Raw genomic sequence first — 15,693 nt, forward strand, 5'->3', positions numbered from 1 at the left:
TGTATTATTATCCTTTTTTCAGCTTGTCTATCAAGCGACGTTCTAGTTTTGTAGGACGACCGGTTCCTCTTTGGCGTTGTTCAAAGCCAAAATTTTTGGTTGCATTTAGTAAATCCAGCTGTTCTTGTGCTGTAATGTCCTCTACAAAATCAACTGCTAGTTTAGCCGACATTCTTTTGCCAGATATTGCTTTAACACGATAACTTCGGATAATGGGAGGAACGCGAATATCGATTTTTTCGTTCAATTTTACTTCTCTCGAAGGCTTAATTGTAACCCCATCTATGGTCACCTTTCCTTTTTTACAAGCTTCGGCGGCCATGCTGCGAGTTTTGAAAATTCGAACTGCCCACATCCATTTGTCAACTCTTACCTTATCGTCCATATCTTGGGGTCTATTTACCGTTTTTCTTGGTATTATAAGCTGTCATGGTTCTTTGAATCCCAATTGTACTCATTCCTTTAATCATGTTGATACAGATTTTGTACAACTCAGGTAATTTTTCAGATTCTTCTTCGGTCCATTTTCCCAAAACATAGTCTACTTGCTGACCTTTGTGAAAATCATCGCCAATGCCAAAGCGAAGGCGAGCATAGTTTTGATGTCCTAATGTTTCATTAATGTGCTTCAAGCCGTTATGTCCAGCATCGCTGCCTTTTGGTCTCAAACGCAAAGTTCCAAATGGCAAAGCAAGATCATCTACTAATATCATCATGTTTTCAACAGGAATTTTCTCCTTCTGTAACCAGTAATTAACAGCTTTCCCACTAAGATTCATATAAGTGCTTGGTTTTACAAGAACATATGTTCTGCCCTTAAATTTATATTCGCACATCGCTCCGTAACGAGCATCTTTAAATTCAATCTTTGCAGTTTCTGCAAGTGCATCTAAAATGCTAAAACCAATATTGTGTCGGGTATTGTGATATTCTGTACCAATATTTCCTAAACCCACAACCAGATATTTCATTGGATCAAATTTTTTATCACTATCAGAGGAAGATATTTTTCCCCATATATTTTTAAGGAACTGTATCATAACAAATCCAAAGTTAGAATAATTGTTTAAAACTAAGGATGTGTTTTTGATATCAGAATATTTGGTATTAAAAAACCTCCCAAGCCAATAGCCGGGAGGTTATATTTTTTACTAAACAAGCAATTAAGCCTGAGCAGCAGCCTGAGCAGCAGCACGAGCAGCTCTTGTAAGCTTAACTTGTACAACTACGGCATTTTTAGCATTCAATAGTTCAAGGTTATCGAAAGCAAGTTCTCTAATCTGAGTGCTCTTACCAAGACCTAATTCAGTTACATTGATAGGTAAGAATTCAGGAAGATCTTTCATTAAACCTTTAACTTTAAGTTTTCTCAAGTTAACTGCCAATTTACCACCGGCTTGAACACCTTTCGCAAATCCTTCAACTTTAATTGGAATCTGAACTTCGAAAGCTTTGTCTTCAAATACTTCGAAAAAGTCAGCGTGAAGAGCTTTATCAGAAGTAGCGTGGAATTGAACTTCTCTCATAACTGCAGAAAACTTTTTACCTTCAATATCGAATTTTACGATGAAAGTTTCTGGAGTATAAAGCAATTTGTTCAAGTCTTTCTCGCTAACTGCAAAGTGGATGTTTTCTTCACCACCGTACAATTCACAAGGAACTAATTCTTCTCTACGTAAAGCTTTAGTAGCTTTTTTTCCTAAGTCAGTTCTTAAAGAACCTTTTAATTCTAATGTTCTCATTTCAAATTAATTTTGTGCTACTCAATAACAATATCTTCACCCGGTAAAAAGGTTCAATTGATATCCCATCACACGTTTATAATAATTTTACCTAAAATCGGCGCAAAGATAATAATTATAAAATAAAATTGGAACTGATTGATTCGCAATTGTAAACATTCAAGATTGTTTTTGCGAAAATATCAGCAATACTTAATGATTTAATCTTGCTAGATTCTTCTTTTAGTGGAATTGAGTTGGTGAAAATCACCTCTTCCAATGAAGAATTTTCAATTCTTTCGTAAGCAGGACCTGAAAGAACAGCATGAGAAGCAATTGCTCTAACACTTTTTGCTCCTTTTTCTTTCAACATGTCAGCGGCTTTGGTAATGGTTCCAGCTGTATCGATCATATCATCAACAATCACAACATTTTTACCATCAACTTCACCAATAGCTGTCATTTCACCTACAACATTTGCTTTTTCTCTTCTTTTGTGACAGATTGCCATATCAGCATGCAGGTATTTTGCATATGCATGTGCTCTCTTACTACCCCCCATATCAGGAGAAGCAACCACAAGATTATCAAGCTTTAATTCTTCAACGTAAGGAAGAAGAACCGAAGAACCATAAAGGTGATCCACTGGAACATCAAAGAATCCCTGAATTTGATCTGCATGTAAATCCATTGTCATCACACGATCAACACCTGCAGCCATTAATAGGTTTGCCACCAATTTAGCTCCAATTGCTACTCTTGGGCGATCTTTTCTATCCTGACGAGCAAAACCAAAGTAAGGAATAACTGCACATACTTTATAAGCCGAAGCTCTTTTTGCAGCATCAATCATCAATAGAAGTTCCATCAAATTATCTGTAGGAGGATAAGTTGATTGAACGATAAAAACATGAGCTCCACGAACTGTTTCTTCGTAAGCAGTTTCAAATTCTCCATCACTGAATCTAATAATGCTAGACTCTCCAACACTTAAACCAGCAGCTTCTGCAATTTTAGCAGCTAGGTGTTCGCTGTTCGAGCCAGCAAAGATTTTAATCGGGGCTTTCATTAAAGTATTATTTGTTTATAAATCAGATATGTTTTATTGTGCAAATTTAAAAATTATTGCCGCAAAAAAATGAATTAAATCCTTTAACAGCAAATATTTTGACCAATTGATTTCTATAGGGTTTACACCTATCTAAAATAAAAAGAAGATATCTTTAGCAGAGATCTTCCTTGAATTTATTTTACGGTATTAATCCCGTGTCATCTTGATTGTTTCTTCGATATAATTTAAAATTTCATCTTTACCTAAACCATTAGATGATGAACTAATAAAATATGGAGGCATTTCTTCCCATGATTCAAGCATCACTTTCTTATAAGTTTCAATGCTTTCACCAAGTTTTCGTTTTGTTAGTTTATCGGCTTTGGTAAAAATGATTGAAAAAGGAATTCCGTTAATACCCAACCATTCCATGAATTCAGTATCCTTTGTCTGAGGTTCGTGACGTGAATCAACCAGCACAAAAAGGTTTACCAAATTTGGTCTGCTCTCGATGTATTTAAATATTAATCTTGAAAAACGCTGTTTAGTGTTTTTTGCAACTTTTGCGAATCCATATCCTGGTAAATCTACCAAATACCACTCCTTATTTATTAAGAAATGATTTACTAACTGTGTTTTACCTGGTTTCGAAGATGTTTTTGCCAGATTTTTATTGTTGGTAATCATATTGATTAATGATGATTTTCCAACATTCGAGCGCCCGATAAAGGCATACTCTGGCTTATCTGGTTTCGGACATTTTTTAACATCCGAGTTAGACATTACGAATTCTGCTGCAGTAATATTCATTGGTTCTCCGTTTTCGTGCGCAAAGGTATACAGATTCTTAAATTTTCCGAAATAAATTTATTCTTGTTTCAATGAAAATAAAAAACCTCTTCTCAATCAGCGGAGAAGAGGCAATTTTATTTTATGAGTTTTATTTGATATAAACTTCAAGAATTTCAGTTTTCCCCTTAGGGAATAGGATAACATTTTCAAGTGCCGCAGGAATTAAAATAGTTTCACCTTTGGTAACTTCAGTAGTAATTCCATCTTCACTTTCAATAGTAAAATTACCATCCAAACACATGTAAATTACAAAAGAATCCAACTGAGAGTAATCTTTCTCAATTTGTTTATCGAACTCAAGAGTATTGGTTGTAAAATACGGACAACGAACCAATTCTGTAGTCTTGTTGATTTCTGTTTCGTAATCAGTTCTGTATTTTTTCTCAAAGCTATAATCTATAGCATCAACAGCCAATTCAGTATGCAATTCTCTTGGATTTCCCTGATCATCGGTTCTGTTCCAATCGTACATGCGATAGGTTACATCAGATGTTTGTTGGATTTCGGCCAATAGAATTCCTTTTCCAATGGCATGAACTCTACCTGCAGGAATAAAGAAACAACTTCCTTTTTTAACTGGCTCGTTGTTCAGAATTTCCTCTAGTTTGCCTTCTTCCAGTTTGGCAACATACTTTGCCTTGTCAACTTCCTGATTGAAACCTACGATTAATTCAGATCCTTTATCGGCTTCAATCACATACCACATTTCGGTTTTTCCAAAGGCATTGTGTCTCTCTTTTGAAAGCTCATCATCCGGGTGCACCTGAATTGATAGTACATCATTGGCATCGATAAATTTAATCAACAATGGAAATTCCATTCCAAATTGATCGTATACTTTATCTCCCACCAGGTCGCCCATGTAAATTTCAATAAGCTCTTCAAGATTATTGCCAGTAAGATTACCATTACTAACAACAGAGATATCTCCTTCAACTCCAGATATTTCCCAGCTTTCTCCAGCATTTGGCAGTGGAGCGAAATCTTTGTTTAAAACTGTTTTTAATTTGTTGCCTCCCCAAATTTTATCTTTTAGGATTGGCTGAAATTTTAAAGGATACAAACTCATTTTTGTACAATTAAATAATTTGATTGATGTTTATGTGGCTTTTGGGACTACTAAAATTCGTAATCAATAACTTTTCGGTCAATTGCCATTTCTTTAACCACTTCAGCTGCTTTAACATGATCTGGATGTTGAGCATATACCGATAAGGCGTCCAGATTTTCAATGTCAACATTAACAATAAAATCATAAGAAGCATCTGATTTTAATTGATCGAAGCCGATTTGTAGAAATTTGATTTCGGGAATTTTATTCTCTAAACCGTCAAAGGCATTTACTAATCTTTCCTGATAAATTTTCTCCTTCTCCTTAGACTCGAAAGCCTTGAACTTAAACATTGCAATGTGTTTGATCATTTCAGTTCTTTTTAAATAATTAGTAATTTGCTTGCCGAATTATTGCAAAAGTATCAATTTTGCAGCAAACATCTAAATATCATACAACATGTTGATTATTGGAATTGCAGGAGGTACCGGATCAGGTAAAACTACAGTTGTCAGAAAAATAATAGAGAAATTGCCACAAGGCGAAGTGGCTGTGTTGCCACAGGATTCTTACTATAGAGATAATGCTCACATGCCATTGGAAGAGCGTCAGGAAATAAATTTTGATCATCCACGATCAGTTGAATTTGAGTTATTGGTAGAGCATATTAAAAAACTTAGGAATGGAGAAGCGATTGACCAACCGATTTATTCTTACCTAACTTGTTTACGTTCTGATGAAACCATTAAGGTAGAACCTAAAGAAGTTGTGATTATTGAAGGAATTTTGGCTTTAACACAACCGGAACTTCGCGATTTAATGGATTTGAAAATATTTGTTGATTGCGATGCTGATGATCGATTAAATCGTGTGATCAAAAGAGATATTATTGAACGTGGAAGATCGGTAAATAAAGTGTTGGATCGTTATGAAAAAACGGTAAAACCAATGCACTTGCAATTTATCGAACCATCAAAACGATATGCCGATATTATTGTTCCTCAGGGTGGGAATAATATAGTTGCCATTAATATTCTTACCCATTTTATTGAGAAGAATTTGATAGTAAAACTATAATTGTTAATAATATATTGAAAGGAGGCTTTGTTTGAGTCTCCTTTTTTTATAACTTTTCACTTTGTTTATGATAAGCCATTGCCATGCTTAATAAAATTAAAGCCGACAGTTTACTTTTTATTGATATTGAAACTGTTTCAGGAACTGAAGATTTTGAACAATTATCTCCAAAACTTCAGGATTTATGGGAGAAGAAATCCAACTATTTTAGAAAAGAAGATGAATCAGCTGCTGATGTTTATCAGCGTGCTGGAATATATGCAGAATTTGGTAAAATTGTATGCATATCAACAGGGATGATCACTTACAAAGAAGGCGGACGCAAATTTGTGGCCAAGTCTTTTTATGGAGATAATGAACGATTGTTGCTTGAAGAATTTGCAGATATGCTCACTCGATTTTGCAGTAAACCTTACAGAAATCTTTGTGCTCACAACGGGAAAGAATTCGATTTTCCATATATCGCCCGACGGATGCTAATTAATGGAATAGTCTTGCCAGATATTTTGGATATAGCTGGAAAAAAGCCTTGGGAAGTGCAGTTTATTGACACTATGGAACTGTGGAAATTTGGTGATTACAAACATTACACTTCACTGGCTTTACTTTGCGAGGTATTTAATATTCCAACTCCAAAAGATGATATTGATGGATCGATGGTGGGAGAAGTGTATTGGAAGGATGGAGATTTGGAGCGAATTGCAGTTTATTGTGAGAAGGATATTCTGGCAACTGCCCAACTGTTTTTGCGATATCAAGGAGAAGATTTGATTCCGGAAGAAAATTTTGAAAGAGTATTGTTGTAATAATCTTTGTTATTGTACAATAATTTAACTTTTTTCGTGTTTAACAATTCTAGAGTAGTAATAATTTAAACCTGAAAAATATTAATAGAATGAATCATTCAATTTATAAAAAACTATCATTTGCCTTTGCTCTATTTGGGGTTATTTCATTGTGTTCATGCGGAGGAAGCAATGGTGGCGATGAGGAAGAATTTGAATTCAAACCATCTGACCTGACCAATAAATATTGGTATGCTAATCCTTTTTTATCGGGAGACTATAAGCGTGATGATGCGCTGATCGTTTACAGATTTGAAGGTGGGAATGTTTTGAAGAAACAGGAATTTAGCGGGCGTCGTGATAAAGTGGTAGGAGAATGGTCGCTAGTAAATAATCAATTGATAATTGAAGATGAATCAATCGATCCAAATAATCGTCAGGAATGGTTCATTCAATCAAACTCAAAAAGTAATTATTTAAAACTTAACAGTTCAAATGGTTCTAGAGAGTTTTATACGGATATTGATGCGATTAATGATATTACTGCTGACGCCTATGTGGTGAATGAGTTAAGATTGGTTAATGGATCATATGAATCTGATTATAAAATGGAGTATGCCGTTTATGGTGGTCAATTAAGCCAAGCAAAGGTTTTGCTTGATGAATCAACAAGTTTCGATTTGGAAGCATTTACAGACTTTAAAGGAGAGAAGGTTTATTACCTTAAAGAATCGGATCGTGAAGCTTATCTTGAGAATTTTACGGGAAATCAAACTGTGAAATTTGTGGTTAAGGCTGGTGGAGAGAATTATAAATTGGAAGATCAGCTTTACGAATCAGGAATTAAAGCTTTGAATAATTTTTCCACTACAGCAACTCATGCAAGTCAAAGTGGTACTGTAACGATCAACTGGAAAGCAATTGATGAGGATAACATTTACTACTATGTTGAAATCTTGGACAAGAATAAAAATGAATATCTGCCAAAATTTAGAAGTACCAGACAAACTGCAAGTGCAGGTGAGGAGAAGGAAATTGTAATTGATGCTACAACTGCCAACGAATTACAAGCTTTGTCTGAATTGGAAGTTGGCGAAGATTACTACATTAAAATTTCTGGATTTAAATATGAAGATGATATTCATCCAGATAATAGCTCGAATAAAGAGATAAATATTCAGGCGGTTACCAGATACGTGTTCAAGGCAGGTGTTTGGTAGAATAAAAAAGACTTTAGATATGAAGCCTTCGCTATTAGTGGAGGTTTCTATTTTTGGGTTTTTATACTTCTTTGGCAAATAAATTCTTCCGCCAGCGTTCGGACTCATCGAAAAAATAATTTACGTGTTCCGCCAAAGGAAGAGATCATCAAAAAACTAAAGGATGTGTTCCGCAGGCGTGAGAGCTTGTAAAAAAAATAAATGATCATTTCCGCCAGCGTAAGAGGTCTTCAAAAAATAAAATAAGCTCTCCCATTAACGGAAGAGCTTATTTTATGTCTGACTATCATTGATTAATAGTATATTTTATCTTTTTGTGGAAAATTAATCCAATACAAAATACTCAATTGTTTTTACTAGTAATTTAGGTTGTTCGGCATGAACCAGTGACCAGCCTTAGGAATTGAGGTGATTTCAGCATAGGGAAATATGGTTCGAATCAGCTGATGATCGTCATCGGTAATGTAATTGGAGTTGTCACCTTTTATAAAGAGAACCGGAAAGCCTGTAATCCCTTTTCCTTTCTGAAATTTCTCCTTATCCATACCATCCATAATCTGCGGCAAATATTCACTAATAGTTTTGATGTTTAGTTTCCAAACAAACTCTTTGTTATCGTTTCGCTTTAAATTTTTGAGAAGAAATTGTCGTACCCGTTCGCTGGAAATACTTTCAGCTAATTTTTGATCGATTTCCGTTCTGCTATTATAATTGGATAAATCGAAGTTCAACATTGCCGAAACAATATTTTCATGATCGATTGTTTGTGGAGCATAATCAGAAATCTTCGTGTAGTTTTTTGGTGCAATATCTACTACGATTAAATTGTTTACTCTTTCAGGATAATCTGCAGCAAAAAACATTACGGTTTTTCCACCCATTGAATGACCTAAAAGGCTAGCCTTTTCAATTTTGTGATCATCCATAAATTCCAATAAATCTTCTTTAAGATTTTCGTAGGTATGAGAATCGGAATGAGGCGATGCACCATGATTTCTTTGATCTAAAATAAATACTTCGAAATTGTCGCTTAACTCTTTGGCAACACTCAACCAGTTATCCGAGGAGCCATATAATCCGTGAACAATGATTAATGGATAACCTTTCCCGATTTTTCTATAATTCAACTTCATAAAGTAAAGATATAACAGATCTTTAAATTGCAAAAAGAAAGGGTGCCATGTTGGCACCCTTCTAAAGATATATCCTTGAAATATTATTTAAGACATTTTTTATACATCTGTACTGTGTTTTCTAATCCAAAGTATAAAGCATCAGAAATTAGAGCATGACCAATTGAAACTTCGGCCAAATTTGGAATTTCCTGATAGAAATACTGAAGATTTTCCAAACTTAAATCGTGACCGGCATTAATTTCAAGCCCCAATTCGTTAGCTCTTTTTGCTGCTGTAACGAATGGTCGAATAGCTGCTTCTTTATCTTCAGTATATTCGGTAGCATAAGGCTCTGTGTATAATTCAATACGATCGGTTCCTGTAGCCACGGCACCTTCAATATTATCTAAATTGGTATCAACAAAAATAGAGGTTCTGATTCCTGCAGATTTAAATTGAGAAATAATATCAATTAAAAGATCCTTGTTCTTTACTGTATCCCAGCCAGCGTTTGAAGTAATGGCTTCTGGTGGATCAGGAACCAAGGTTACCTGCTCTGGTTTAACCTCAAGAACTAAATCTATAAAATCTTGCGAAGGATATCCTTCAATATTAAATTCGGTAGTTACCAATGGTTTTAAATCTCTAACATCTTGATAGCGAATATGTCTCTCGTCTGGACGAGGATGAACAGTAATTCCTTCAGCACCAAAACGTTCGCAGTTAATTGCTGCTTCACAAACATTAGGAGTATTGCCACCGCGGGCATTTCGTAATGTCGCAATTTTGTTTATATTTACACTAAGTCTAGTCATTTTAATAGAATCTTAAATTGATTAAAATGTAAGGTAAGCGCAGTTTAAAAATCGTAACTCATTTACCTATCGGCAAAAATAAAAGTAATTCCTAGAAAAACTATTTATGATCGCAAAAGATTTAATTTCTGATGTAGTTCCTGTTTTAAGGGAAACGGATACTGGAATTCAGGCACTAAACTGGATGGAGATTTTTCGAGTATCTCATTTGCCAATTGTGAAAGGAGATGAGTTTTTGGGCTTAATTTCGGATAATGATATCTACGATCTAAATCAGGCTGAGGAGTCAATAGGAAAACAGAAACTGTCTTTGTTTAGTCCATATGTAATGGAAAATCACCATATATATGATGTTATTGAAATTATATCTCGACTTAAACTTACTGTAATTCCAGTTTTAGAAGACGAAAAAACATATGTAGGACTAATTACTCTTAATGATTTAATGCAGTATATCGAAAGGATTTTTTCAGTGAGAGAACCAGGAGGAATTATTGTGTTGGAGCTTAATTCTATTGATTATTCTCTTAGTGAGATTTCAAGAATTGTTGAGAGTAATGATGCTAAAATATTAAGTTTGTATGTAAAGTCTGCGACTGATTCCAGAAAAATAGAACTTACCATAAAAATAAATCGTAGCAATTTAACCTCAATAATTCAAACATTTTTGCGTTACGATTATACGATAAAAACTACTTATGTGCGTGAAGATGATATGAAGGACATGTTGGAAGATCGTTACAATTCTTTCATGCGATTTCTGAACATCTAATTAAATCTTCAAATCTTTATTGATTTGAGTTTACCGAATAAGAGAAACTTTTATATTTGCTTTTACAGATATTGAATATTTTATGTGTGCAATTATCTGTGAAAATCAACAAAACAAACACAAACTAGATGAAAATAGCTCTTTTTGGTCGACTCTTTAATGAAAGTTTCACCGATAGCTTTAAACTCATGTTCGACGAGTTTGCCAAACGCAATGTGGAGGTAGATATATACGAACCATTTTACGATTTTTTAATTCGTGAAATCAATTTTAAACCACCGGTTAATGGATATTACAAAGGGTGTGATGATTTGAATAAAGATGTAGATTTTGTTTTCTCTATTGGAGGAGATGGAACTTTTCTAGAAGCTGTAACCATTGTTCGGGATTCAGGAATTCCAATTGTGGGGATCAACAGTGGTAGATTGGGATTTATGGCAGATATTGCACAGGATGAAATTCCGCAGGCCTTGTCAGATATTTTTGAGGGGAATTATACCATCGAAGAAAGGAGCTTGCTTCAATTAGAAACCTCAAAAAATGGTTTATTCCCAGAATTCAATTATGCACTTAACGAGTTTACTGTGCATAAAACGGATACAGCTTCAATGATTACCATTCATACCTACCTGAATAATGAGTATTTGAACTCTTATTGGGCTGATGGTTTAATTATTGCTACCCCAACAGGTTCGACAGCATATTCATTAAGCGTAGGAGGACCAATACTTATACCTAATACTCAGAATTTTATTATTTCTCCGATTTCCCCTCATAACTTAACGGTTCGTCCTATCGTAGTTCCAAATTATCATGAAATTACTTTAAAGGTAGAGGGGAGAAGTGATAGCTATTTAGCTTCCTTGGATTCTCGCTCATGTACATTTGATTCTTCAATTGAACTTAAAATAAAAAAATCAAATTTTAAAATTCGAGTTTTAAAATTGAAAACTCATAGCTTTTACGGAACCTTGCGTAATAAGCTTATGTGGGGTGTTGATAAACGTAATTAATAATCTAAGTAGTACTGTTTTTCATTTTAACAAAATTTAACTCGATAGGCATTATATTTTACCCCTGAAATAAGGATTTTTAAGATTATATGTTACTTTTGTAGCTTGTGAATGAAATTTGGGAGAATACATCCTGTTTCAACAGGGCATTAAAGCGATGTGTGACGCTCTCAAATTAAATTTACAGGTGAAAAACAAATTTGTTTTTATGCGCAGACTGATTTTTGGTATACTTTTTTTTGTCGCTTGTAATTCGGCATTTTCGCAAACCAAAGCAGAATTAGGTTTTTTTGGAGGAGCAGCCTATTACATGGGGGATATTAATCATACCTATCATTTTTATTCAAGTTCTGTTGCTATTGGGGGAATATATCGGTATAACTTTAATCCCAGATATTCTTTAAGAGCAAGTATGTTGTTTTCCGGATTAAAAGGAGAGGATAGTGATTTTAAGAATCAATATCAGCGTAATAGAGGAGCTTCTTTTGATACTGATGTGGTTGATTTGTCTTTGCAAGGAGAATTTAATTTTCAACCATTTTGGGCACCGGGAAAATCGAGAACCAAAAAGTTGGTTCCCTATGTAACGGCAGGTATCGGGTATATTGCGCCAAGTAGTACCGAATCATCTTTTACTATTCCTATGGGAGCAGGATTTAAATATAACCTGGGAGGAAGATGGACTGCGGCCTTAGAGTGGAGTTTTAGGAAAACATTTACCGATAATTTGGATCATTTAGATGATCCCCATAGTTTAAATGAAAGCAATTTAATGCACAATAACGATTGGGCATCCTTCTTTGGAATCATGTTTAGTTACAAACTATTTCCAGATAATGAAGAGTGTCATTCATACGGTCGATTTGTTAAGTAATATATGTCATTCAAAGAAAAGATTATAAAAGAAAAGTTGCCTTCTCATTTGGCAATAATAATGGATGGTAATGGTCGCTGGGCAAAAATGCGTGGTGAACATAGAATTGTAGGCCATCAGAATGGCGTTGAAGCGGTAAGACAAACTGTCGAAGGAGCCGCAGAATTAGGAATTTCATACCTAACCCTTTATGCATTTTCAACTGAAAATTGGAATCGTCCACAAGATGAAGTTCTTGGCTTAATGTCTTTATTGGTAGAGGCTATCGAAAATGAGACTCCAACTTTAATGAAAAACAATGTTCGATTAAAGGCCATTGGGAATCTAGATAGTTTGCCAGAAGAGGTAAGAGAAAAATTGAATGGAACCATCAATACAACATCTGTAAATACTGGATTAACTTTAGTTTTGGCCTTAAGTTACAGCGCGAGATGGGAAATTGTGAACGCGGTTAAGTTGATTGCAAATAAAGTGTCTGATGGGAAAATGTCTGCCGATGATATAGATGATTCAATTTTTGAAAATCACTTGACAACTGCAGGTATTCCTGATCCAGAGTTAATGATTAGAACCAGTGGAGAAACGAGAATCAGTAATTTCTTGTTATGGCAATTGGCTTATGCCGAATTGTATTTTACTGAATTGTTTTGGCCTGATTTTGATAAAGAGGAATTGTATAAAGCCTTGTATAATTATCAAAACAGAGAACGCAGGTTTGGTAAAACGAGTGAACAGTTAACAGATAATTAAGAATTAACCATTATAAGCTAAGTAATGATTAAACGATTAACTTTTATTTTAACCCTTTTTATAAGTTTTACTGCGATAGCGCAGGAAACCGATACGATTTACAATCCAGCTCTTTATTACACTTCCCCTAAAACTTACGAATTGGGTGGAGTAACAGTTTCAGGAGTAAAACATCTGGAAACTAATGTGCTGATACAAATATCAGGATTGCGTGTTGGATCTCAGCTAGAAGTGCCAGGAGATAAGGTTACTAAGGCAGTTAATAAGCTGTATAAACAAGGTTTGTTTTCTGATATTCAGATTACAGCAACAAAGTTAATTGATAAGAAGATTTATTTAAATATTCATCTGCAAGAGAGACCTAGATTATCTGAGGTAAATTACATTGGTACTTCTAAAAGCGAGACCAATAAACTTAAGGAAAAGTTAAAGCTTCAAAAAGGAACTCAGGTAACAGATTATATGATATCAAACATTAATATTGTTGTTGAGAACTATTTCAAAGAAAAAGGATTTTACAATGTTGATGTTAATGTGTTGCAAAGAGATGATCCAAATGAACCAAATAGTGTGATTTTGGATATCAATATGGATAGAAACAATAAAATTAAAATCAAGAATATCTTTATTGAAGGGAATAGTGCTCTTACGGATAAAAAAGTAAAGAAGGCTATTAAGGGATCCAAAGAAAAACGCTTAAGAAACTTCTTTAAATCATCTAAGTACATCGAAGAAAAGTGGTACGAGGATAAGATTGGTTTGATTACAAAATATAACGAAGAAGGTTATAGAGATGCGATTATCATTTCTGATAGTATTGAGCAGGTTTCTGATGACAGAGTTAACTTGTATTTAAAACTAAAAGAAGGAAATCAGTATTTCTTTAATGATATTACTTGGGTTGGGAATACTGTTTATACTAGTTATGATCTAGATAGAGTTCTAAAGCTTAAGCAAGGTGATGTGTACAATCAGACCTACTTGAATGAACGATTAAGAGAAGATGATGATGCTGTAAGTAATTTGTATTTAGATAATGGATATCTATTTTTTAATGTAAATCCTGTTGAAAAGGTAATTGGAAAGGATTCGATTAATATCGAAATGCGAATGGTTGAAGGTAAGCAGGCTACGATTGATCGCGTTAACATTGTAGGTAATACAAAGACTCACGAACATGTGGCTCGAAGAGAGTTATATACTTATCCAGGTGAATTGTTTAGTAAATCTGATATTATTCGTTCTGTGCGAGAGTTGGCCCAACTTGGGCACTTCGATCCTGAAGCAATAAATCCGGATATAAAGCCACATCCTGAAAGTGGAACTGTAGATATTACATATGAGTTGGCAGAAAAAGCAAATGACCAAATTGAGCTTTCTGGAGGTTGGGGAGCTGGTATGATTATCGGTACTGTCGGATTACGATTCTCGAACTTCTCTATTCGTAATATTTTTAACAAGGAGGCTTGGAGTCCACTTCCTACTGGTGATGGTCAAACCTTAAGTATTCGTGCTCAAACAAATGGTTCTTATTATAACTCATATAGTTTGTCGTTTACGGAGCCTTGGCTGGGAGGAAAAAAACCTACCTCATTAAGTACGTCGATTTATTACTCGCAACAGACAGGATTTAATCGTAATGCATATTATTACACGCAAGGTTCTGATCGTTATGATACAGGACAAAGTCAAAAGATTTTTGGTGCTAGTGTTGGATTGGCTCGTCGTTTAAAATGGCCTGATGATTATTTTTCTTTGTATAATGAGGTAAGTTATCAGAATTTTAGATTGAAGAACTGGGCTTACTATTTAATATCGGATGGAACTTCAAATAACTTTAGTTTCACCACTACATTATCAAGAAGTTCTATAGATAATCCATTGTATACGCGTAGAGGTTCTTCTTTCTCTTTAAGTTTGAAATTTACACCTCCTTACTCTCTATTTGAGGATTTGGACTATGAGAGAGCGGATGACGATGAAAAGTACAAATGGATTGAATATCACAAGTGGGTATTTAAAGGTAAAATGTATAATGGTTTACTTCCTAAAAATGATAAATTAGTACTTTATACAGGTGCAGAATTTGGTTATTTAGGGTATTACGACAAACACAAAAGATCTCCTTTTGAAGGATTCGAAGTTGGTGGTGATGGAATGTCAGGTTATAGCATGTATGGTAGTGATAATATTGGGGTCAGAGGTTATGAAAATGGATCTTTAACACCAATTCAAAATAATGGTAGACGTTTAGGTGGTAATGTTTATTCTAAGCTTACAGCTGAGGTTAGATACCCATTATCTTTAAGTCAATCAGCTACAATTTATGCATTGGCATTTGCTGAGGCGGGTAACTCTTGGTATGATTTTGAAGATTTTCAGCCATTCAATTTAAAACGATCTGCCGGTGTCGGATTAAGAATATTCTTACCAATGTTTGGTCTTTTGGGAATTGATTGGGCTTATGGTTTCGATGAAGCTAATCTACCTGGACAAAACGGTAGTCAGTTCCATTTTGTGATTGGTCAACAATTTTAACATATTTTAAGAATTGAGTATTGACTACTCGTTTAATTTAGCTTAATTTAGAGTTTGTT

17 protein-coding genes are annotated in these 15,693 nt (G+C 34.5%); 8 read left to right on the forward strand and 9 right to left on the reverse strand.

The window, feature by feature from the left end; translation table 11 throughout:
* Positions 1-7: 7 nt before the first annotated feature.
* The 7 genes from JCM15579_RS00520 to JCM15579_RS00550 form a co-directional block, all read right to left on the reverse strand.
* Entirely contained in the window at positions 8-385 is a 378-nt protein-coding gene (locus JCM15579_RS00520; protein ID WP_054714194.1) for an RNA-binding S4 domain-containing protein, read from the reverse strand.
* A gap of 10 nt (positions 386-395) precedes the next feature.
* Positions 396-971, reverse strand: a complete 576-nt coding sequence (gene pth, locus JCM15579_RS00525; protein ID WP_054714920.1) for an aminoacyl-tRNA hydrolase — start codon at positions 969-971, stop codon at positions 396-398.
* Positions 972-1,163: 192 nt separating this feature from the next.
* A complete protein-coding gene (locus JCM15579_RS00530; protein ID WP_054714195.1) occupies positions 1,164-1,742 on the reverse strand; it encodes a 50S ribosomal protein L25/general stress protein Ctc in 579 nt (192 codons plus the stop codon).
* A 115-nt stretch (positions 1,743-1,857) separates the two neighbouring features.
* Entirely contained in the window at positions 1,858-2,790 is a 933-nt protein-coding gene (locus JCM15579_RS00535; protein WP_054714198.1) for a ribose-phosphate pyrophosphokinase, read from the reverse strand.
* 189 nt (positions 2,791-2,979) lie between these two features.
* Positions 2,980-3,582: a ribosome biogenesis GTP-binding protein YihA/YsxC gene (gene yihA / locus JCM15579_RS00540; protein WP_054714201.1), complete on the reverse strand. Its 603-nt coding sequence runs from the start codon at positions 3,580-3,582 to the stop codon at positions 2,980-2,982.
* Between the two features lie 130 nt (positions 3,583-3,712).
* The gene (locus JCM15579_RS00545; protein ID WP_054714204.1) at positions 3,713-4,693 is read right to left on the reverse strand and encodes a type I phosphomannose isomerase catalytic subunit; all 981 of its coding nucleotides are present in this window, start codon (positions 4,691-4,693) and stop codon (positions 3,713-3,715) included.
* Between the two features lie 50 nt (positions 4,694-4,743).
* Entirely contained in the window at positions 4,744-5,046 is a 303-nt protein-coding gene (locus JCM15579_RS00550) for a Dabb family protein (protein WP_054714205.1), read from the reverse strand.
* 88 nt (positions 5,047-5,134) lie between these two features.
* Between JCM15579_RS00550 and udk the strand changes: the two genes are divergently transcribed.
* The 3 genes from udk (at position 5,135) to JCM15579_RS00565 (ending at position 7,757) form a co-directional block, all read left to right on the forward strand.
* Entirely contained in the window at positions 5,135-5,752 is a 618-nt protein-coding gene (gene udk, locus JCM15579_RS00555; protein WP_054714207.1) for a uridine kinase, read from the forward strand.
* Positions 5,753-5,835: 83 nt separating this feature from the next.
* On the forward strand, positions 5,836-6,558 hold the full coding sequence (locus JCM15579_RS00560) for a 3'-5' exonuclease (RefSeq protein WP_054714210.1): 723 nt from the start codon (positions 5,836-5,838) through the stop codon (positions 6,556-6,558).
* A gap of 89 nt (positions 6,559-6,647) precedes the next feature.
* A complete protein-coding gene (locus JCM15579_RS00565) occupies positions 6,648-7,757 on the forward strand; it encodes a hypothetical protein (RefSeq protein ID WP_054714214.1) in 1,110 nt (369 codons plus the stop codon).
* Between the two features lie 356 nt (positions 7,758-8,113).
* Here the strand turns inward: JCM15579_RS00565 and JCM15579_RS00570 are convergent, their stop codons facing one another.
* Positions 8,114-8,890, reverse strand: coding sequence for an alpha/beta fold hydrolase (locus tag JCM15579_RS00570; protein WP_054714217.1), 777 nt, complete (start codon positions 8,888-8,890; stop codon positions 8,114-8,116).
* An 83-nt stretch (positions 8,891-8,973) separates the two neighbouring features.
* Positions 8,974-9,687: a pyridoxine 5'-phosphate synthase gene (locus JCM15579_RS00575; protein ID WP_054714219.1), complete on the reverse strand. Its 714-nt coding sequence runs from the start codon at positions 9,685-9,687 to the stop codon at positions 8,974-8,976.
* Positions 9,688-9,793: 106 nt separating this feature from the next.
* On the opposite strand from JCM15579_RS00575, the gene JCM15579_RS00580 reads away from it, so the two are divergent.
* The 5 genes from JCM15579_RS00580 to bamA all read left to right on the forward strand — a co-directional run bounded on the left by JCM15579_RS00580 (position 9,794) and on the right by bamA (position 15,634).
* Entirely contained in the window at positions 9,794-10,459 is a 666-nt protein-coding gene (locus JCM15579_RS00580) for a CBS domain-containing protein (RefSeq protein WP_054714222.1), read from the forward strand.
* A gap of 128 nt (positions 10,460-10,587) precedes the next feature.
* Positions 10,588-11,472, forward strand: a complete 885-nt coding sequence (locus tag JCM15579_RS00585; RefSeq protein ID WP_054714225.1) for an NAD kinase — start codon at positions 10,588-10,590, stop codon at positions 11,470-11,472.
* Between the two features lie 187 nt (positions 11,473-11,659).
* Positions 11,660-12,346 (forward strand): type IX secretion system protein PorG, encoded by a 687-nt coding sequence (porG, locus tag JCM15579_RS00590; RefSeq protein ID WP_172677340.1) that lies wholly within the window; start codon positions 11,660-11,662, stop codon positions 12,344-12,346.
* Positions 12,347-12,349: 3 nt separating this feature from the next.
* On the forward strand, positions 12,350-13,096 hold the full coding sequence (gene uppS / locus JCM15579_RS00595; protein WP_054714231.1) for an undecaprenyl pyrophosphate synthase: 747 nt from the start codon (positions 12,350-12,352) through the stop codon (positions 13,094-13,096).
* A gap of 24 nt (positions 13,097-13,120) precedes the next feature.
* Positions 13,121-15,634, forward strand: coding sequence for an outer membrane protein assembly factor BamA (bamA, locus tag JCM15579_RS00600; protein ID WP_054714232.1), 2,514 nt, complete (start codon positions 13,121-13,123; stop codon positions 15,632-15,634).
* Positions 15,635-15,693: the final 59 nt, after the last annotated feature.

The organism is Marinifilum fragile JCM 15579, assembly GCF_001310955.1.
Classification (GTDB): domain Bacteria; phylum Bacteroidota; class Bacteroidia; order Bacteroidales; family Marinifilaceae; genus Marinifilum; species Marinifilum fragile.